The following is a 21,193-nucleotide window of genomic DNA, read 5'->3' on the forward strand; positions in this document are numbered from 1 at the left end:
TTATTTGACTCCTTTCAATAATGGCGGAATGACTTCCTGCCAGTGTGTCATAAATTTCTGTATATCTTCAGCTGACTGCAGACTGCTCATACTGATCCTCACTGCTCCGCGTATCGAGCGGTCGCTTACTCCGCAGGCAGTCAGCACATGACTTTTTTTATTGAGCTTTGAAGAGCAGGCGCTTGAAGTTGTAATATAGACATCTTTTTGAGCCAGAGCATGTACAACCACTTCTCCGGTTAATCCCGGTACACTTACAGATAATATATGAGGCGCTGCATTTTCAGACGAAATCAGTGTTACTTCAGGCTGATGAGTAAAAAAGTCTCTCAGCATGATATGATATTTCTTCAGATTTTCACCGGCAGTCAGCTGCCCTTCTACTGTGAGTCTCATAGCTTTTGCAAGTGCTACAGCTCCCGGCGTGTTAACAGTACCGCTTCTGTCACCTTCCTGCTGGCCGCCTCCAAGCATTTCAGGCGCTAATTGAATGCCTTTTTTTACAGCCAGTAATCCTGAACCCTTCATGCCGTGAAACTTGTGAGCTGAGAGTGTCATCAGGTCCAGTGATCTGAAATCTGTTTTCATTTTACCAAAAGCCTGCACAGCATCTGAGTGGAAAAGAGCTTGTGAACAGCTGTGGATAAGCTCTCCTGCCTCATTAATGGGCTGTATACTGCCGATCTCATTATTCACATACATAATCGAAACTAAAATTGTATCAGGTCTAAGTTGGGTTTTCAGATTTTCTAATGAAATGACGCCATCCCGATTAACCGGTAGGTAAGTGACGTCAAATCCATCCCGTTCAAGGCTTTTGAAAACCTCAAGAACTGAAGGGTGTTCAATTTCAGTTGTAATCAGATGTTTCCCTCTATCGGCACGGGCATAGGCAGTTCCTTTGATTGCGAGGTTATTGGATTCAGTACCTCCGGAAGTGAAAATAACTCGGCTGTCAGTCATGCCGGTTAGCTCTTCACACTGCTCTTTAGCCCTGTTAACAAGAGACGATGCTTTTTCGCCAAACGTATGAATAGATGAGGGGTTAGCATAATATTGTTCGTTTACCTTTATATAGGAAGAAACAACTTCAGGATGTGGCTGAGTTGTTGCACTGTTATCGAGATAAATCAATTTAATCACTCTTTCATCAGTTCTTTTCCAAAAAGCTCTGTAAAAAGATGGCTGGTGATTTCCGCTTCAGGGGGACGACTCCAATCAACAGCTGTGCTAAAAAAACACTGGACTTTAACAAAGACTTTCCAAAAAGAACCTCATCAGTTTTAAATCTAATTAATCCTAACATATCTGGTGTGATAATGTTATGTGTTGAAAATAGGTCTGTATTATGCGGAATATTCCTTATATTTAGACTTTTGCTATTTTCGACAAATTTCAACTTTTCTATGATATGATGTTGCGGATAAAACATTGAACATTGGTGGAGGATATTATGAGTAGTAACAAAATAACATTTGGTAGCGTTTTCACGATTGGTCTCATGCTTTTTGCACTGTTTCTCGGCGCAGGAAATATGATCTTCCCGCCTCTATTGGGCCAACAATCGGGTGATAGCAGCTGGGTTGCAATTGCAGGCTTTTTGTTAACGGGGGTAGGGTTACCGTTGCTTGGGGTCATTGCTATTGCCAAGTCAGGCGGGAGCCCGCTGGAACTGGCAAGTCGTGTACACCCAATTTTCGGAATAATCTTTACAATCATCCTGTACCTGGCAATCGGACCTTTCTTTGGGATACCGAGAACAGCTACGGTTTCTTATGAAATTGGTGTATTACCGTTTTTGGAGCAGGATTCTGCCGGTGGATGGACGCTTCTTTTATTCTCAATTCTCTTCTTTACTGTAACAGCATGGCTGTCTTTAAACCCTGCAAAGCTTGTAGACAGGATTGGTAAGTTCCTTACACCTGTACTGGTAGTCATTCTTGCAGTTCTTGTTGGGGGTGCATTTATAAATCCGATGGGTGAACCAGGCCAGCCGAATGGCGGTTATGCCGAATCACCATTTATAACAGGTTTTCTGGAAGGATATTTAACACTCGATGCGATCGCCGCACTCGTTTTTGCTATTGTAATCATTTCAGCTATACAATCAAAAGGGATGACAGAGCGTAAAAATGTTGTCAGAGCAGCTACTTTTGCAGGTCTGATTGCAGCAACAGGGCTGGCTGCTGTATATATTTCGCTCAGCTATCTTGGTGCTACAAGTCTTAATGCGATTGGCGTTCAGGATAATGGTGGAGCTTTACTTGCTGCCTCTGCAAGTTATCTGTACGGTTCTTCAGGTGCAATTATACTTGGACTTGCCATTGGCGCGGCGTGTCTGACTACATCAATCGGGCTTGTATCTGCGACTTCAACGTATTTTGCAAAAACATTCCCAGGGATCTCCTATAAGGGATTTGTCATTTTATTTTCACTCTTCAGTATGCTCATTGCCAACGTCGGTCTGGCTCAGCTGATTGCTGTTTCCGTTCCGGTACTTGTGATGATCTATCCGATGACAATCGTTTTGATCGTCATGTCATTTTTAGATAAATGGGTGAAGGGAAAAAGGTCAGTCTATGTCGGTGCAATTATTCCAACGCTGCTGATCGGTGTAATGGATGGACTTGCAGCTGCCGGCTTTACAGCATTAGCTTCGGCCTTTTCGTTTCTTCCATTAATGGCATCGAGCCTGGGCTGGATCCTGCCTGCAATCCTAGGCGGACTGATTGGATTGGCTGTTCCTGGAACTGCCCGCTCACAGGTTTCTGCAAAATATAATAATTAGGCTTTGTTAAATTCGGCTGCAATCAACAGCTGTGTTAAAACAACAGCTAACTTTAACAAAGTTAATAATTAAAAAAGCAGTACTTCCTGATTTAGGAAGTACTGCTTTTTCTTACAGTGCGTCAATTTTTTTCAGTGCACCAGGTTCAATTTTTTCAATTGATTCAGCTGCCTGTTCGAGGGCATTTTGATAGTCCCCGTTTCTGAACATCAGTTCTGCTTCGTTCAGGCCGATATAGACAGTTTCGTGACGGCTTCTGTATCTGTTGCCGTACTGAATGACCTTCTCAGCCTGCTCTGCAGCCTGAATCATTTCTTCAGTGTTAGCTGCAAAAGTTTCAATCATTTTCTCAGTTGTCAGTGTGTGCTGATTAATTGCTTTCATGTTCATCGGCCGTTCAGCCAGATAGGTATCAAGCGCTTCGATTTGTCTGATAATATCTTTTCTTTCTAAGAACCAGAATTCAGGAATTTTTGGAAGGTTAGCACTATCCACTGTTTTCTCCTGTTCTCTGACAGTTTTGATCTGATATTCCTGTTGTTCTCTCGCAGACATTTCGTCGCTTCTCAATTGCTCAAGCTCAGAAGCATACTTACTGTGTTCTTCATTGACCACCAGCAACTGACTTTCAATTTGAGACATTTCTTTTAACACTGCTGTATATGGCTCCAGCTGTTTTTCAAGCTGTTTTGTCTGAAATTCAAATGAATGAGACAATTCCTTGAGCTGCTTTTCTGTCTCTTTAGGCAGGTCAATCTCTTTCTGGTCAAGCTGATACCCCTGACGGACATAATCCATTTCCCTCAGCAGCTCCTGATTTCTGGTATTTGCCGTTTCAAGTAACTTATTTACCTGCTCCTGCTTTTCAGGAAGTGAGCTTCTCGCATTCACCTCATCCTCAAGCGCAGTAAATGCCTGATCCACTGTCTGTTGAATGTAATTCCGTATTTCTTCAGCTTCAATCAATTCAAGTCTGATAAGATGCTTTTCAGCTTCTTTCAGCTTATTTTCAAGTTCAAGACAGATATCTTCAAGATTGAGATGATGGATTGGATAGCGCTGTTCATCCATCTCTTTACAGGCACCCTTCAGTTCAGCTACATCCCCCGGCAGCTCTTCAGTTAGATCATCAGCCAGTGCCGGAGCTGCTTCAAGCATATTACTGATTTCATTCATTTCTCCTGTCAGATAAAGAACAATTTCTCTTGCCTGGAGATAATTCCCTTCTTCAGTCAGCTTATGATATTCATCAAGCTTCGGTTCTAATGCGTGAATTTTGCGATCCAAAGGTTCAGCAGTTGTACCGAACTGGCCGCGTCTGTTCCTGATCAGTGAAGCAGCATCCTTATAGTCGGATTCGACAAGTTGAATTTCAGCGCGGTTCTTTTCATCGCTTCCCATTAATTCTTCAAGTTCAGATAGAATTTCATTCATATGTTCCTCTGCTTTATTAAGTTCGACAGCTATATCTTCACGTACTTTTTTGGATTTTCCAAAGCGGAACTTATCTATATATTCTTCAGCGTCAAACAGCATACTGTCGACTTCAGCAAGCTGTTTGTCTACAATATTCGTCCAGGATTCTCTCCACTTTTCAAAAAGCTCCTCTGTCTGACCGTTCATATTCAGCTGTTTTACTTTTGTCATTTCTTCAAGAACAGGTCTGTGCTGTATATCCAGCTTCTGTTCTTCAAGTTTATCTACTTGTTTATACTGCTGCTTTCTCATTACAAAAGCAGTTATGATACATATAATAATTAAAATGACGGATCCAACAATTATGTACTCCATCTTATGCCTCCTGTTCAAGCAGCCCGTGTCTATGTCAATATGAAAAATGTATTGACTTTATGATACCATGTAACAAGTGAGATTTCTTGTTTTTTCTTGATTTTTTGACACGACTTTTTTCTTCTTTGAAAGGAAGGTTTTTGATGATAAAAAGAGATGGTCATATACACACGCCATATTGCCCACACGGTTCTAAAGATGCTTTTTCCCTATATGCGGAAAAAGCAATTGAAGCGGGCCTCAAAGAAATCACTTTTACAGAACATGCTCCATTACCCGAAGGATTCACTGATCCTACGCCTGATCAGGATAGCGGAATGAAGCATTATGACATTGAGCACTACCTGAAAGACGTTGAAGAGATAAAAAAGAAATACAAAAAAGACCTGACAATTTATACAGGCCTTGAAGTTGATTATATAGACGGATTTGAAAAAGAGACTGCAGATTTTTTACATCAGTATGGGTCACATCTCGACGACTCAATTCTGTCAGTACATTTCTTGAAAGCTTCTAATGAATATATCTGTATGGACTTCAGTCACGAATCATTTGAACGTCTGATCGCATTGACCGGATCAGCAGATGCTGTTCACACTCTTTATTATCAGACAGTCTTACAGTCTGTTCATTCTGACCTTGGACGCTACAAACCGAAAAGAATTGGTCACATGACGCTTGCGACAAAGTTTCAGCGTCTCTACCCGCCGCTTGATTCACACGAGCATGAGATCAGCAGTCTACTTGAAGCTGTCCGGTTAAATAAACTTGAACTGGATTATAACGGTGCCGGGACAGTGAAGCCTTACTGCCTCGAGACGTATCCATCAGCTGCTATAGCGACTGCAGCACAACAGATGGGCATCAGGCTTGTATACGGATCGGACGCTCATACTGCAAGCGGACTGATGCAGGGAACAGATCAGCTGATTGCACTTAACCCGTAGCATGTCGTTACACTGTTGAACCAGGTTTCAACTGATCCTATATACTGTTTCGTGAAATAAGGATCTGCAATATTCACATGCCAGAGTTCTCTCACAGTCTGGCTTTGCAGAAAAGGTGTTGTAATCATGGCATTTAACTGGATAAGAAAAAATGACGGGGACAGTTTAAAGCTGTACCCTTTTTCAATATCTTCAGCAATCAGCATTTTCCATAAATACTGTTCCTTCCTTAAGTAACAGGCAGTCAGTTCTCTGATTAATTGATGATCAAGCGTGATCTCCCTCCAGGCAAAGCGGGCAAAACGATGGTGCTGCTGTTGAAACCTGATGACTTCAGAGGCTGCTGACATGACCGCACTGTTATTCTGTCTCTTCCCTTCAGTCAGTGATTTTTCGAGCACGTTCAGATAAGGTTCAAAAAATGCAACCAGACATTCTTCAAGCAACCCTTTTTTACCTGAAAAATAATATGAAACGGTCCCCACGTTCACCCCGGCTGATGCAGATATATCCCTGATACTCGTTCCGTGAAATCCTTTTGTAAAAAACAGATCCACCGCTGTTGTCATGACTTCAGATTTCGTCTCACGCTGCAAGTCGGACTCCCCCTCTCAAATAATTGCTTCATCGATCGCGATATGTTATACATTTATTATTCTTATTTCTTATTTCGTGACGTTTCTTCTATCTTCCTTTAAGAACTGTTCTTCAAATTACGCACGGGAAAGTCAAAATAAATCTATTAAGCGGGTGATTTTATGTTTAATGTCGAAACGTATAAAGGCAGTAAGGAAAAACAGTACAATATGCTGCATAAACAGCTGCGCGCACTGCTCGAAGGTGAGCCGAACCGAATTGCAAACTTAAGTAATGCATCAGCACTGTTAAATCAATTTTTAGACACAACGAACTGGGTCGGATTTTATGTAATAGAAGATGGCGAATTGGTCCTCGGACCATTCCAGGGACTTCCTGCATGTGTCAGAATTCCGCTTGGTAAAGGTGTATGCGGCACTGCAGCAGGAGAAAACCGCACGCTGCGTGTCGAAGATGTTCATGCATTTCCAGGGCATATTGCGTGTGACGCTGCTTCACAGTCAGAAATTGTTGTACCCCTTGAGAAAAACGGCGAAGTCATCGGCGTACTTGATATCGACAGCCCGGTTAAAAACCGGTTTGACGAAGAAGATCAAAACGGGCTTGAACAATTCGCAAAAATATTGGTTGAATACCTATAATTAAAAACAGCACGCATCTCCGCGTGCTGTTTTTTATATTTCAGCTCTCCATTTTCATCGAAACTTTTTCTTCAATTTTACTGAATGCCTGATCGAGGTCTTCTTTAATATCCTCCCACGACTCAAGACCAATTGATAATCTCAATAGTGTGTCAGTGATTCCCATGCTCTTTCTGGTTTCTTCAGGCACTACTGAATGTGTCATTGATGCCGGATGCTGAATGAGTGTTTCTGCGTCTCCAAGGCTCACCGCAATTTTGATCATTTTCAGTTCATCCATAAATGCCTGTGCCATTTCCTTCGTTCCGTTGAAATCAAATGAAATCAAACCACCCCACCGCTTCATCTGTTTTGCTGCAATATCATGAGAAGGATGATCCTGATCTCCCGGGAAATAAATATTTCTAACCAAAGGATGCTTTTTCAGGTAATCAAAGATTTTTTCTGCATTGTCGCAGTGTCGATCCAGCCTGACAGCAAGTGTTTTTAATCCGCGCAGCAGCAGCCACGCATCAAATGGTGACATTATCCCGCCAATATCTTTCTGCGTTGTCATGCGGATCTCACCAATCACTTCAGCCGACTTAGCGACAAGGAGGCCGCCGATGACATCACCATGGCCGCCAATATATTTTGTCGCACTGTGTAAGACAAAATCTGCCCCTGTCTTTAAAGGATTCTGTAAATACGGTGAAGAAAATGTGTTATCCACAACGACCGGAATCCCTTTCTCCTGGGCGATACGGCAAACCAGTTCAAGATCAATTAATTCCATCGTTGGATTAATCGGAGTTTCCACATAAATACATGCAGTATTTGGTAAAATCGATTGTTTCATTGATTCTTCAGAAGACAGATCAGCAAATTCATGTGTAATCCCAAATTTCTCTTCCATCATTTCCAGCAAACCAAATGTACAGCCATACACCCCTTTAGAACAGACGACATGATCGCCTGACTTCAGCAGGTAAAATAAGATCGCTGATACAGCAGCCATTCCTGAACCAAATGCAAGCGCGCCGCCGCCTTCTTCAATTGCTGTCATCCTGTCTTCAAGTACTCTGACAGTCGGATTACCTAAACGCGAATATATATATCCTTCTTCATCACCTGCAAAACGTTTCTCTCCCTGGGCTGCATGATCGAACGTGTATGTGGATGTCTGAAAAAGTGGTGGTGTTAATGAACCTTCATACTGCTTAGAATCATACCCGCTGTGAATAACCTCAGTTTCAATCCTTTTTCTCTCTTTGCTCATGATAAGCTCCCCTTAAAATGTAATCGCTTTCATTTCCTATTTTACTTGTTTTTCATTAAATTTCAATATGATAGCCAATATGAAAAAAAGCAGCTATTACACAATTGTGTAAATACGCTGCTTCCTTTAGTCAGTATGCGATCAACTAATCAGTTTATTTTAACTTTTGGATGATCCAGTTTTTCAGCATCACCATTTAACCACACGACCTGATTTTTACCTGAATTTTTCGCCTGATATAATGCAACATCGGCCCGTCTGACAAGGTTAATCATCAGATCAGGCTTACTGCGGCTCCAGTTTGATACGCCGCATGAGATCGTGACTGATGGGTCAGTGGTTTCCTGAACAGACTGTCTCAGCTTTTCAGTCAGCGCTACACCTTCTTTTAAAGACATATTACTGAAATACAGAGCCAGCTCTTCTCCTCCCCATCTTGCCCCAACGCTATTTTCCTTCTCAAGCAGACGCAGTTGTCCCGCCAGTTGAATAATGACCTGATCACCTACCTGATGACCATACGTATCATTGACCTTTTTGAAGTTATCAATATCAATTAAGATGAATACACCTTTTTCATCGCGCTTTATTGACTCTTCTACAAACTGATCCAGATAGTGACGTGCATACAAGCCGGTCATATGATCACGGTTGATCATTTCCTGCATTTCAACCCGGAGCATTGCATTAACTAATGCCAATGCCGAATGGTGAACAATTGATTTAAATAATTTATACATTTCAAATGAAAAAGCATACGAGTCCTTATGCAGCACAACACAGAATCCCTTCAGCTGCTTGTGATGAACCATTGGTACTGCAATAAGTGAGCGATACCCTGCTTCAAGATCACAATCAGACATATAGACGGCATCGGTACCGTCGAAAAGTTGCTGTTTAACATTCTCTATATAGACTTTACCTTCTACAGTCTCAAAAAAAGCAGAACTGCCTTCAACAGTTTTCCACTCATCACCTTCAACCCAAACGAATCCTGTCTGATCCGGTTTAAGCGCTTTTTTGATCTGATTCGCCAGGTAACCCATCATTTCATTTAAATTCAGGTTTGCATTTAATTCATGAGACAAGTCATTAATCAGCTTCAGATCATCAATCAGCTGTCTGGATTGCTCATACAGCTTTGCATTCTCCAGTGCGTTCCCGGCAGTGGTTGATAACACCTTGATAAATTCAATCTCATGCTTCTTCAGCGCTTTGTTGATCGACCCTTCCGTTTTTAAAAGCCCGTAAACCCCCTGCTTACCTTTTAAAGGAGAGTACATAGCAGAATGATCGTCCCGCTCATCAATTGTAATTTCTGAGGAAACAAATGCATGCATCAGTGCCTCATTACTCGTCTGATAATCAATATATTCAATTGGCAGACCTTTCTCCACTCCCTGATCATCTGAAAGAATGAGCGTGAAAGTGTAATAAGGAAACGTATTTTTTAAAGAGTGAATAATTTTTGCAAGCACTTCGGAAACATTCATATGGGAATTGAATGCCTCTGTCACCTCGAACAATTCATGATATCTCTTTCGTTCTGTAGCTGTTACAAGCATTCTCCGGACATTCTGATAAAGGACTGATGTATCGCATGCAAGTACTGAAATCATAACCGGATTCTTTACCCACTCAGCTTCAGGAAGAGCCCGGACTGCAATGAAACCCATTAATTCAGACCTTTCGAAGCAGGGAATTAAAATATCTCCCTGTTTCAGCATCCATTCATCCCGGTCCATAATCATGTATGGTTCATTACCAATATGCTCGATCAGCCGCTGACCGCCGATAGGCCGTCCAGGCTGCTTTTCAATATATTCATGCAGACCATCGCCTTCCATATATAAATAGAAGGTTTCTTCCACATCAAAATGTTCTTTTAACAGAATTGACAATTGACGATACCAAGACCTAATTGAAATTTCCCCTGACATAGAGTGCGCCAGAATATCAAATACACCGGCTTTAAAGCGGTCCATAAATGGTTTCAGCGAATCCATCTTTTCACCTTCGTCTCTTTGGTATAATATTACTACTTGTTTATGTATTTTTCAGATATTTACAAATATTAATTATAGCACAATTCCTGTTGAATACTATAGTTTCATTTTGACTTTTAAAACAGACTTTTCACCAAAAAGTGCAGCGGGTTTCTTCACAATTCCTTGAAAGAAGTTGACAAAAAGTTTTATAAATTGTATGATGTTCTTTGTGTAAAATAATGCAGCCTTTTGTGAACACATGAATTGCTCATTTTGTTCCTGTTGTATACAGGTGCATCGTGTAACCCCTGCTGCAGGGCGATGGTGCAAGATAACAAAATGGGGATTGATGGTTTATCACATGGTTTTTATTTTACAACAAAATAAAAACACAAGGAGGAGTCAAATTATGGCTCGTTATACAGGTCCATCTTGGAAACTGTCTCGTCGTCTTGGTGTATCACTAAGCGGCACTGGAAAAGAATTAGAAAAGCGTCCTTACGCTCCGGGTCCACACGGTCCTACTCAGCGTAAAAAACTATCTGAATATGGTCTTCAGCTTCAGGAGAAGCAGAAGCTTCGTCACACTTATGGCGTAACTGAGCGTCAGTTCCGTAACCTATTCGATAAAGCAGGTAAATTACCTGGACGTCACGGCGATAACTTCATGATTCTTCTTGAAACTCGTCTTGATAACCTTGTATACCGTCTTGGTCTTGCACGTACTCGTCGTCAGGCGCGTCAGCTTGTAAACCACGGACACATTCTTGTTGATGGTTCACGCGTTGACATCCCGTCATACAGCGTAAAGCCAGGACAATCAATCAGCCTTCGTGAAAAATCACAGAAGCTTAACATTGTTCAGGAAGCAATCGAGCTTAACAGCTTCACGCCTGAGTATGTATCATTCGATGCTGACAAGCTTGAAGGTACATTCACTCGTTTCCCTGAGCGTAACGAACTAGCTGCTGATATCAACGAAGCACTAATCGTAGAATTCTACTCTCGTTAATCTTAGAATGCTTGAGATTAACATCAAAAAAGCCTCTGAAATGTTTAATCGACATTTCAGAGGCTTTTCTTATGTCTGATTTTGCACACTGTGTATGATAAGATAATTGAGGCCGAACAGAAATTTGCCATTAACAGGAGTGATTCACTTGGAAAAGAAAGATGTAGCCGGTATTCGTAATCAATTGAAGACTGATAATGATCTTCTCAGAATTTCTGATATCTTTAACGTATATATCATGAAAGAATCCACCGAAATTTATCATGCTGAAAGACAGCCTTTTGAAATGCTCGATAGCGACCAGCAGGAACTTTTCATGAAAAATTTCAAAAAAGTACTGACCGGCCAGATGAATGAAAAACTATTTGAATTGAAATTTAAGCGCGATGCTGAAAACAGCAGTCAGCTGATTTTACATAAAGGACTTCTCAGTGAAGGTGAAGACTGGCAGGAACAGATGCTGACGATGACTGAAAAAATGATTCAAAATCCGTTTGAAAAAGATATTGTGATCACTTTTATCAGAGGCGAATATATGAAGCCGACAAGAAAAAGAAGCGAAGAATCAGAAGAAAGCAGCCGGGACACTGTTTACTCCCATCCGTTTACACTATGTGCAATCAATAAAACGGAAGAACCGAAAAAAGAAATACAGTTTGATTATATTGAAAAAGAATTTAAATATAAAGTAGAGGTAGATCCGGTTATTGACCTGAAAAATCCAATGACAGGATTCCTGTTTCCTTGTATTACAAACCATGCATCCGACGTCAACCACGTACTGTATGCGGCACCAAAAGCAAATGAGCCGGACTTTCATTTTATTGAAGAAGTGCTGAATGGTGAGGATATCATGACTGCACAGGAAGATAAGGCTGTCTTTGAAGAAGTGATTAAGAGCGTTGTCGGTGACCAGCTCTCCCCTTCCACACTTGCAAAAGTATATAGTGAAATTCATACAACAATTGAGGAAAATGAAGAAGATGAGCCGCCTAAGCTCGACTATAAAGATGTTGAGCGCGTATTAACAAACAGCGGACAGCAGGTGGAGACTGATAAAGTGAAGGAAGCTTTTCAGCTGATTACAGATAATGAGGCGTATGAGTTAAAAGCAGGCAGTATTGTGCCAAAATTCAAGACGAAGTCCATCAAGATCCAGACAATGATTGCTAACATTTCAATCAGCCCTCAGGATCTCCAGTATGTCAGGCAGGTTAATTACAAAGGGAAACGCTGCATTATGATTGAGATTGAGGAAGATGCAGAGATTGATGGTTTTAAAATGCTGCCTGAGGCGTTTGGTGAAGGTTCATGAAAAAGCATTGAATAAATACTAAGTCATATATTCAACCGTTTTTAATTATGATCTCATTTTTTCAACCAATCATTAAATATAATAGACAGTTCGCCTATTTTATTCATTGGCAACTGCCTCTTCAACTACAAAACTTTTTATTAATAACTTAGGTTCATTGAAGTGGAAGGCCTGGACTCCGGGACGATTAGTGGGACAGCTGAGACCCCGCAACCGAAGGTGAGGAGGCTCAGCGACCACCGTCCGGAAAGCCTACGTCTGAAACGTAAATGAACCGGTCAATTTTTTGCCAGCTTATTTAACAAACTCATGATCGAACCAAATTTCACTATTTCTTTTTCAAAGGAGTAACAGCCGGCCCTTCAAGTACAGCGCCGTCAAAGGCGAATCGTGAACCGTGGCATGGGCAGTCCCATGAACGGTCGTCCTGATTCCATGCACATTCACACCCCATATGTGTACATGTAATATCAACTTTATGAAGTTTTCCTTCCCCATCACGGTAAGCGCCTGTCTTCCCGCTTTGATCTTTAATAATGCCGCCTTCACCACTTAAAATATCCTCTTCAGATTTGCCCGGGCTCTTCAGTTTCCCTTTAACAAGCTCAGCTCCAACATTGGCATTTTCACTGACAAATGTTCCGATTGAAGATGATACATCATGGGCTGATGGATCAAACAGATTTTGAAAACGGTTATGTTTGTGGGTGATTAAATCTTTGATGATATGAGCAGCTGCTGTTCCGCCGGTCATCCCCCACTTTCTGAAGCCTGTCGCAATATAAATGTGATCATGGTGACCTGTAACCAGACCTGCATATGGAATACCGCTGACTGTATATAAATCCTGAGAGGACCATCTGTACTTAAAATCACTCACGCCGAATTTTGCTTTAGCAAATGACTCAAGTCGCTCGTATCTGCTTCCTTCAATATCATTCTGACCGGTTTTATGCCCCTCACCACCAATTATCAAAAGCTTTTTCCCGTCTTGATATGGCGTCGTTCTGATTGATTTTGTCGGATTCTCTGCACTGATATACATCCCATCTGCAAATGATTTTTCCACTATGGCTGCTGAGGTATAAGACCGCTCCGGTTTAAGCCTTGAGAAATAGAGGCCTTTAAAATCAACAAAAGGAAAATGAGTGGCTGCAATCAATTTTTTTGCTCTGATAACATGTCCATCTTCAGTCTTCACTTCTACACCATTACTATGTTCATCAGCATCGAGCAACCGCGTTTTCTCATAAATCTTTCCGCCAAGTTTGAGATATTCATTCAATAACGCCTTTAAATATTTCACCGGGTGAAACTGAAATTGATTTGGCATTTTTAACACGGCAGAAGCTCCCACATCATATGGCATTTGATCAGTGAACTCGCCGTCAATTCCAAGTTCCTGATAAGCCTTCCACTCTTTCTCAAGCTGCTCCGGCTGGCTGGTTGTGTAAAGACCTGCTTCCTGAATGCTGAAATCGCAGTCAATCTCGTATTCATTAATCTGCTGTTTCATCCAATTCATCGCTTCTGTATTAGCTTCATAATAGAGCTTTGATTTTTCTTTACCGTGCTGAGACAGAAACTGATCGTAAACCATTCCGTGCTGCGCTGTTACTTTTGCAGTTGTATAGCCGGTTGTTCCCTGAAACACTCGATTGGCGTCAGCAATTGTCACTTTAAATCCTTCTTTAACAAGCAGCAGTCCAGCTGTAATACCAGCAATACCGGCGCCTGCAATCAGAATATCGGTCTCATGGCTGCCGGTCAGCTTTTCAGCATCCGGCACCCCGTCTTCAAGCCAGTAAGACTGATTAATAATATATTGGTCGATAAATGATTCACCCATTTTGAAAAAACCTCCTTCGCGCAATACTATTAACATTTCCTACCACTGTCTATTTTAAACAAACGAAATGACAAGATAATGGAAAATTCAGCCTCCTTCATTTAACATGGAAATATCAAATGCGTAAATAAGGAAAGGTGTTGATCGTTCTGATGAATGATTCCATGAGTTGTCCTGAATGTAATCAACCGTTAAAGAACGGATATATCGTTTCATCCAGAAGAATTTCCTGGTCAGAATCAGGTGAATCAGCGTGGGCTGAGGATGGAAGTGAAGTGCTCATTAAGGACGCATGGTTTAAACTTAAGAAAACCCCGGCATTAAAATGTGAAGCGTGTCATTTGGTGATGTTTAAACATAAATAAAAAAGAGCATCGAATCGCGAATGAATCAATTCGATGCTCTTCTTGTATGGGATTTAGTACGAACATTTTGACGTGCTTAAGCGTACTGAATCATGAAGTACTTTTTCTTACCGCGGCGGACAATGGTAAATTCGTTGTCGAGTCTTACTGAAGCGTCAAGGTCGAAGTTGAGATCCTTCACCCTTTCACCATTAATGTATACTGCACCATTCGTTACATCCTCACGCGCCTGGCGTTTTGAAGATGAGATTTTGGCATCCACAAGCACGTCTACAAGATTGATCGACTCGCCGTCTTTAACCTGATGAGTCGGAACATCTTTGAAGCCTTCACGGATCTCAGCACTGCTCAACGACTTCAGATCGCCACTGAATAAAGCTGCTGTGATTCTTTTAGCCTGATCAAGTGCTTCATTACCGTGAATCATTCCTGTCATTTCTTCAGCAAGTGCTTTTTGAGCTGCACGAAGGTGCGGCTCTTCTTCAACTGCTTTTTCCAGTCCTTCAATTGTTTCTTTATCAAGGAATGTAAAGAATTTCAGGTATTTCACTACATCTGCGTCTGTTGTGTTAATCCAGAACTGGTAAAACTCATATGGAGACGTTTTTTCCGGATCAAGCCAGATTGCGCCGCCTTCAGTTTTTCCAAATTTGGTACCATCTGCTTTTGTCACAAGCGGAATGGTCATACCGAATGCTTTTGCCTCTTCATCATTCATTTTACGGATCAGTTCAAGACCTGTTGTGATATTCCCCCACTGATCACTTCCGCCAATCTGCAATTTACAGTTGAATTCCTGATACAGGTGGTTAAAGTCCATGGCCTGAAGAATCGTATATGTGAATTCTGTGTATGAAATACCCGTTTCCAGACGTGATGAAATCGTATCTTTCGCCAGCATATAGTTAACGCCGATATGCTTCCCGTAATCACGAAGGAAAGTAATCATATCAATCTGTCCGATCCAGTCCAGGTTGTTAACCATAATTGCTTTATTGTCACCTTCAGCTGTATATAACGTCTCAAGCTGTTTTTTAATCGCCTGTACATTGTATTCAACCTGTTCACGCGTCTGCAGCTGCCGCTCTTCCTTTTTACCGCTCGGATCACCAATTTGACCTGTTGCACCGCCTACAAGAACTACCGGACGATGTCCATGTTCCTGAAATCTTTTCATTGTCAGAAACGGCAGCAGATGACCGATATGAAGACTGTCAGCTGTCGGGTCTGCACCGCAGTATAGCGATACCGATTCTTTTTCAAGTAACTCTTTCATTCCTGCTTCATCTGTCTGCTGGTAGATAATTCCCCGCCACTGTAAATCCTGTAATAAATCCATTATGATTCCTCCTTTAATATCACGTACAAAAAAACGCATAAAAAATATCCCTTGCAATCAATGCAGGGACGCTTTTATGCGTGGTACCACCCGGCTTAAGAAGAGTCAACTCTCCCTCACTCAATGATATATCGGATCTCTCCGGTTTTTCCTGCTAAAGAAAAACTGCTCCAAGAATGTAATTCGATCCCCTGACGTAGCGGTTTTCAGCAACCACCGCTTCTCTGACTGTTACGATCAGTGTCTCTACTCCGTTCTCTTCTGTGCATTTTCATATACGTTTTAATAAAGATAGTTTTAGCATAATTAATTTTCTTTTGTCAAGACTTTACTGTACTCTCGTAATCTCTTTAAATTTACATTTCAACTGTATAAAATATGTTATAATCTTTAAGATGCTGCAAGGAGGATGATCTATATTGTCAGACCAAAATAAATCATTCCGTGACCGGTTCAGAAAATGGAGCGAAACCTCCAGCCGGATCGGATTGCCACGGAAGCTGCACACATCTTATCAGGTTTTCTGGAACTTATTATTAATCTTAATGATCTTTATTGTAATAGGTGCCGCTTTTGCCGGAGGTGTCGGTGCAGGGTATTTTGCTTCTCTCGTAAAAGATGAAGAGGTTAAGTCACAGGAGACATTGGCGCAAAATATTTATAATTATACTGAAACATCTGATTTATATTTTGCAAATGAAGTATATCTCGGTAAGATCCGGACAGACCTTGAAAGAGAAGAGGTCGCTTTGGAAGATGTTTCACCAATGCTGATTGATGCAGTAATTGCCACGGAAGACGAATATTTTATGGAGCATGATGGGGTAGTCCCTAAAGCAATCATGCGTGCAATATTTCAGGAAGTAACAAATGCTGCCAACCAGACCGGAGGCAGTACGTTAACACAGCAGCTGATTAAAAATCAGGTGCTCACCAATGAAGTATCTTTTGACCGGAAAGCAAAAGAAATTTTACTGGCGCTCCGTGTAGAAAGATTTTTTAAAAAAGATGAAATTCTAGAAGCTTATTTGAACGTAGCTGATATGGGTCGTAATGCTTCAGGCAGAAATATCGCAGGCGTTCAGACAGCAGCTCAGGGACTATTCGGGGTAAACGCCAGCGAATTGACGCTTCCACAAGCCGCTTTCATCGCAGGGCTCCCACAGGCCCCATTTGGATATACACCTTTTACGAACAATGGTGAATTGAAGTCAGATGAAGGTCTTCAGCCAGGGAGAGACCGTAAAGAAGAAGTTCTCTCCAGAATGCTGCGAGACGGAGCCATTACGCAGGCGGAACATGATGAAGCAGTTGCTTATGATTTAACACAGGATTTCGTTGCGCCAACGTCAGGTGCTCTTGAGCGTTATCCTTATGTAACCGAGGAAGTTGAAAGACGTGCTGAAGAGATTTTAACCTATGTACTTGCGGAAAAAGACGGCTATTCGCGTGATCAGGTCGATGCAAGTGAAACATTAATTGAAAAATATTCTCTTCTGGCAGCACGTGATATGCGTCAGAGCGGATATCAGATTCACTCTACAATCGATAAAGAAGTCTATGATGCAATGGAAGAAGTAAAGAACAGCTATGAACGTTTTGATGAAGAACGAGAAGGTGAAAAGTGGGATACGGAAGCCGGTGCTTTTGTTCCTGTGATGCAGCAGGAACAGGTTGGAGCAGTATTAATGGATAATGATACAGGTAGAATCATCAGCTTCACTGGCGGACGCGATCACGAAAGAATGAGTTTGAATCACGCGACTCAGTCATTCAGATCGAGCGGTTCGACGATAAAACCTTTAGCAGTATATGCTCCAGCTGTGCAATATGGATTGATCGGTGCAGGATCTCCATTAGCCGACGTCAAGTTTAATTATAATGGCTGGGAGCCGCTGAACTATGTTTCTTACAGAGAATATGGATTAATTCCTGCAAGAACAGCACTTGCTGCTTCACATAACCTTTCCGCTGCGAGACTATATGGCAGAATGCTTCAAAGCGGTTATAATCCAGGTGAATTCCTTGAAGTCATTGACCCACAAGAAATTAAAGATGTGGAATACAGTTATCCTGCCTTCTCTCTTGGAGGAATGGAAAAAGGAATCAGTGTTGAAGAAAATGTATCAGCGTATGCAGCAATCGCAAATTACGGCCAGTACAATGAGCCGTATATGATTGAAAAAATTCTGGACCGTGATGGAAACGTTGTGTTTGAACACGAGCAGGCACCTAAGGAAATGTTCTCTGCGGCTGCTTCCTATGTCACAATTGATATGATGCGGGATACGCTCACATCAATCGGTTCAGGACGGAGTGCACCAGGGTATCTGAACTTTTCAACTGACTGGGCAGGTAAATCAGGAACATCTCAGGATACAAAAGATAACTGGTTTATTGCTTCAAACCCTGAAATCACATTTGGATTATGGCTTGGCTACGATACGCCAAAAGAATTAAGATATCAGAGTTCAGTCCGCGCAATTAATCTGTGGGCTAATATGATGAATAGGGTCAATGAGTTAAGAACGGAATTAATTGATCCGGAATACACATTCCAGCAGCCTGAAGGTGTTGTAACCCGATCGTTCTGTACATTTACAGGTCTTCCTGCAGGTCAGGCATGTGCCGGTGCAGGTCTTGTCACATCAGATCTGTTTACAACTGCATGGAGCCCATCAGGAGAAGATGCAGGTCTTGAAACATCAAGATATGTAGTCAGAAATGGACAGCGTTATATTGCGCTTGATTCAACTCCTGCTGAGTTCTCATCAACAGGTGCGATCTTAAGCCCTGACTTTGCTGAACAGATGTTATTCCCATATGGAGGAGATGCTTCAAAGCTTTTCCCTGAAGATAATCGATTCTTTGATAATATGCTTGTGGCAGACAACACATTAAATGATGACGGCGCCAGTCCTGCTGGTGTATCAGCGAGTGCTTCCGGCAGTACGGTCAGCTGGAGCGGATCAGGCAGCGGTGATGTTGTTGGATACCGCGTGTACTCAGGCAATAGTGTTGCTGCAATCAGACAATTTGATGATTCGAGATCAGTTACACTCCCTGCCGGCACCTATCAGGTTGTGGCAGTGGATGTAGCAGGTAAGGAATCTGCAAGATCGAATGTAGTACGAATCGGAGCTGAGCCGGCTCCGGAAGTAACAGAACCCGAAGAGCCTGCAGATAATGCAGACAGCGGTGGTGGTAGTGCAGGTGGTGGTAGTACACCTCCTCCAGAAGAACCGCCAGCTGAAGAAGAGCCACCTGCCGAGGAAGAGCCTCCGGCTGAGGAAGAGCCTCCAGCTGAAGAAGAACCGCCAGCTGAGGAAGAACCGCCGGCTGAGGAAGAGCCTCCGGCTGAAGAAGAACCACCTGGTGACGAACAGCCACCAGGTGACGGTGAATAAAAAAACGGAGCTGTTATATACAGCGCCATCAAAGTTAAAGCCTCCGGCAAATTGCCGGAGGCTTTTTCTGATCAGTCTTCCATTGTAGATAAGTCACCAGTTGGCAGGTCCAGCTCCCATGCTTTCAAGACACGTCTCATAATTTTACCGCTCCGTGTCTTCGGAAGCTTATCCTTAAACTCAATTTCTCTTGGTGCAGCGTGTGCTGACAGTCCTTTTTTAACATGCTGTCTGATCTCTTCTTTCAGTTCATCACTTGCTTCATAACCTTCTCTCAGTGCAATGAATGCTTTAATGATCTCGCCGCGAACCGGGTCCGGTTTACCGATGACCCCTGCTTCAGCAATTGCAGGATGCTCTACAAGTTTACTTTCCACTTCGAATGGACCGACTCGTTCACCTGACGTCATAATGACATCATCAATCCGTCCCTGGAACCAGAAGTACCCGTCTTCATCCTGATAAGCAGAATCCCCTGACACATACCAGTCACCCGGCATAAAATAAGATTCATACTTTTCTTTGTTGTTCCAGATTGTATGCATCATTGAAGGCCAGCCCTTTTTCAAGGCAAGATTACCCATACGGTTTGCCGGAAGTTCATTCCCCTGGTCGTCTACAATCGCTGCTTCAACCCCTGGAATCGGTTTACCCATAGAGCCCGGTCTGATCTCCATCGCCGGATAGTTACAGATCATCTGTGCACCTGTTTCAGTCATCCACCATGTATCATGAATACGATGATTGAATACTTTCATTCCCCATCTGACAACTTCAGGGTTCAGTGGTTCCCCTACACTTAACACATGTCTCAGATTCGAAAGATTATATTTCTTCACCAGCTCGTCACCTGCACCCATCAGCATACGGAATGCTGTCGGTGCACTGTACCATACTGTCACTTCATAATCCTCAAGTGTCTGATACCATGCTTCCGGACTGAATCTTCCCCCAACGATCACAGAGGTTGTGCCTGTCAGCCAAGGTCCGAATATCCCGTATGATGTACCTGTCACCCAGCCCGGGTCTGCTGTACACCAGTAAATATCATTTTCCTTCAGATCAAGCACCCATTTTGCAGTCTGATAATGCTGCATCATTGCACGCTGAACGTGTAAAACTCCTTTAGGTTTCCCTGTAGAACCGGACGTATAATGCAGGATTAGCCCGTCATCTTTTTCGAGCCATTCAATATCAAATGAACGGTCAGCCTGATTAAAGTGTTTGGTAAAATCAATATATGTCTCATCTTCTTTTACATCTTCGCCGACAACAATGACATGCTTTAAGCTTGGCAGTTCATCAACAGGGATTCGTTCAAGAAGTTCAGGTGTCGTAATAATCGCTTTAGCATCACTGTCTTCCAGACGGTCTCTGACTGCTCCTTCCATAAATGCTTCAAAAAGCGGACCCACAATCGCACCGATTTTTAAAGCGCCAAGCAAGGCAAAATACAGTTCAGGTGACCTCGGCATAAAAATAAACACGCGGTCCCCTTTTTCAATATCTGCCTGACTTTTCAGCACGTTCGCTGCTTTATTCGTCATTTCTTTCATTTCTCTGAATGTATATTTTTCATTTCGGTTTGCATCTCTGTAATACAGAGCAATTTTGTTCTTTTTATCCCCTTCAGCATGGCGGTCGATTGCTTCATATGCCATATTAATCTTACCGGTATGATGCCATGAAAATTCTTTTTCTACCTCACTCCAGTCGAATGATTCAACTGCAGATTCATAGTTTTGAAGATTGTAATCCCCTTTAACTGCTGGTAGCGCTTCCAATTTCATATTATCTTCCCCCTATGTACAAGTTCTTTTACAGTATAGTACACTTCCAATATTATCTCAATTTTTTTAATATTCCATCTAACGCTTTTTATACGTCCTTCAGAAA

The 21,193-nt window shown here is 42.1% G+C and carries 15 protein-coding genes and 1 other annotated feature; of the genes, 7 read left to right on the forward strand and 8 right to left on the reverse strand.

Annotated elements, in window-relative coordinates; genetic code table 11:
- On the reverse strand, window positions 1-1,143 hold the full coding sequence (locus JOD21_RS07995) for a cysteine desulfurase family protein (protein ID WP_338032887.1): 1,143 nt from the start codon (window positions 1,141-1,143) through the stop codon (window positions 1-3).
- A 310-nt stretch (window positions 1,144-1,453) separates the two neighbouring features.
- Here JOD21_RS07995 and brnQ point away from each other — a divergent pair, with 310 nt between their 5' ends.
- Complete coding sequence (gene brnQ / locus JOD21_RS08000; protein ID WP_204729096.1) at window positions 1,454-2,788, forward strand: branched-chain amino acid transport system II carrier protein; 1,335 nt, start codon at window positions 1,454-1,456, stop codon at window positions 2,786-2,788.
- Window positions 2,789-2,899: 111 nt separating this feature from the next.
- Here the strand turns inward: brnQ and JOD21_RS08005 are convergent, their stop codons facing one another.
- Window positions 2,900-4,579 carry a septation ring formation regulator EzrA gene (locus tag JOD21_RS08005; protein ID WP_204729097.1) on the reverse strand — a complete coding sequence of 560 codons (1,680 nt, stop codon included), beginning with the start codon at window positions 4,577-4,579 and terminating at the stop codon, window positions 2,900-2,902.
- Window positions 4,580-4,722: 143 nt separating this feature from the next.
- Between JOD21_RS08005 and hisJ the strand changes: the two genes are divergently transcribed.
- Window positions 4,723-5,526 carry a histidinol-phosphatase HisJ gene (hisJ, locus tag JOD21_RS08010; RefSeq protein ID WP_204729098.1) on the forward strand — a complete coding sequence of 268 codons (804 nt, stop codon included), beginning with the start codon at window positions 4,723-4,725 and terminating at the stop codon, window positions 5,524-5,526.
- On the opposite strand, the gene refZ is transcribed toward hisJ, so the two are convergent.
- Complete coding sequence (refZ, locus tag JOD21_RS08015; RefSeq protein ID WP_204729099.1) at window positions 5,502-6,122, reverse strand: forespore capture DNA-binding protein RefZ; 621 nt, start codon at window positions 6,120-6,122, stop codon at window positions 5,502-5,504. The two genes, hisJ and refZ, sit on opposite strands and share 25 nt — an antisense overlap.
- A gap of 162 nt (window positions 6,123-6,284) precedes the next feature.
- Between refZ and JOD21_RS08020 the strand changes: the two genes are divergently transcribed.
- Window positions 6,285-6,764 carry a GAF domain-containing protein gene (locus JOD21_RS08020; RefSeq protein WP_204729100.1) on the forward strand — a complete coding sequence of 160 codons (480 nt, stop codon included), beginning with the start codon at window positions 6,285-6,287 and terminating at the stop codon, window positions 6,762-6,764.
- 40 nt (window positions 6,765-6,804) lie between these two features.
- On the opposite strand, the gene megL is transcribed toward JOD21_RS08020, so the two are convergent.
- Together megL and JOD21_RS08030 are read right to left on the reverse strand one after the other, a co-directional pair.
- On the reverse strand, window positions 6,805-8,022 hold the full coding sequence (gene megL, locus JOD21_RS08025) for a methionine gamma-lyase (protein WP_204729101.1): 1,218 nt from the start codon (window positions 8,020-8,022) through the stop codon (window positions 6,805-6,807).
- Window positions 8,023-8,171: 149 nt separating this feature from the next.
- Entirely contained in the window at window positions 8,172-10,028 is a 1,857-nt protein-coding gene (locus tag JOD21_RS08030) for a sensor domain-containing diguanylate cyclase (RefSeq protein WP_204729102.1), read from the reverse strand.
- 391 nt (window positions 10,029-10,419) lie between these two features.
- On the opposite strand from JOD21_RS08030, the gene rpsD reads away from it, so the two are divergent.
- Together rpsD and JOD21_RS08040 are read left to right on the forward strand one after the other, a co-directional pair.
- Window positions 10,420-11,022 carry a 30S ribosomal protein S4 gene (rpsD, locus tag JOD21_RS08035; RefSeq protein WP_041122919.1) on the forward strand — a complete coding sequence of 201 codons (603 nt, stop codon included), beginning with the start codon at window positions 10,420-10,422 and terminating at the stop codon, window positions 11,020-11,022.
- A 148-nt stretch (window positions 11,023-11,170) separates the two neighbouring features.
- Entirely contained in the window at window positions 11,171-12,337 is a 1,167-nt protein-coding gene (locus JOD21_RS08040) for a DUF4317 domain-containing protein (RefSeq protein WP_204729103.1), read from the forward strand.
- A gap of 328 nt (window positions 12,338-12,665) precedes the next feature.
- On the opposite strand, the gene JOD21_RS08045 is transcribed toward JOD21_RS08040, so the two are convergent.
- On the reverse strand, window positions 12,666-14,186 hold the full coding sequence (locus JOD21_RS08045; RefSeq protein ID WP_204729104.1) for an FAD-dependent oxidoreductase: 1,521 nt from the start codon (window positions 14,184-14,186) through the stop codon (window positions 12,666-12,668).
- A 164-nt stretch (window positions 14,187-14,350) separates the two neighbouring features.
- Here JOD21_RS08045 and JOD21_RS19315 point away from each other — a divergent pair, with 164 nt between their 5' ends.
- A complete protein-coding gene (locus JOD21_RS19315) occupies window positions 14,351-14,551 on the forward strand; it encodes a PF20097 family protein (RefSeq protein WP_239581498.1) in 201 nt (66 codons plus the stop codon).
- 76 nt (window positions 14,552-14,627) lie between these two features.
- On the opposite strand, the gene tyrS is transcribed toward JOD21_RS19315, so the two are convergent.
- The gene (gene tyrS, locus JOD21_RS08050; protein WP_204729105.1) at window positions 14,628-15,890 is read right to left on the reverse strand and encodes a tyrosine--tRNA ligase; all 1,263 of its coding nucleotides are present in this window, start codon (window positions 15,888-15,890) and stop codon (window positions 14,628-14,630) included.
- A gap of 61 nt (window positions 15,891-15,951) precedes the next feature.
- Window positions 15,952-16,163: a binding site (T-box leader), on the reverse strand.
- Window positions 16,164-16,309: 146 nt separating this feature from the next.
- On the opposite strand from tyrS, the gene JOD21_RS08055 reads away from it, so the two are divergent.
- The gene (locus JOD21_RS08055) at window positions 16,310-19,297 is read left to right on the forward strand and encodes a transglycosylase domain-containing protein (protein ID WP_204729106.1); all 2,988 of its coding nucleotides are present in this window, start codon (window positions 16,310-16,312) and stop codon (window positions 19,295-19,297) included.
- 71 nt (window positions 19,298-19,368) lie between these two features.
- On the opposite strand, the gene acsA is transcribed toward JOD21_RS08055, so the two are convergent.
- On the reverse strand, window positions 19,369-21,087 hold the full coding sequence (gene acsA, locus JOD21_RS08060) for an acetate--CoA ligase (protein WP_204729107.1): 1,719 nt from the start codon (window positions 21,085-21,087) through the stop codon (window positions 19,369-19,371).
- Window positions 21,088-21,193 lie beyond the last annotated feature (106 nt).

Source organism: Jeotgalibacillus terrae, from assembly GCF_016908195.1.
Taxonomy (GTDB): domain Bacteria; phylum Bacillota; class Bacilli; order Bacillales; family Jeotgalibacillaceae; genus Jeotgalibacillus; species Jeotgalibacillus terrae.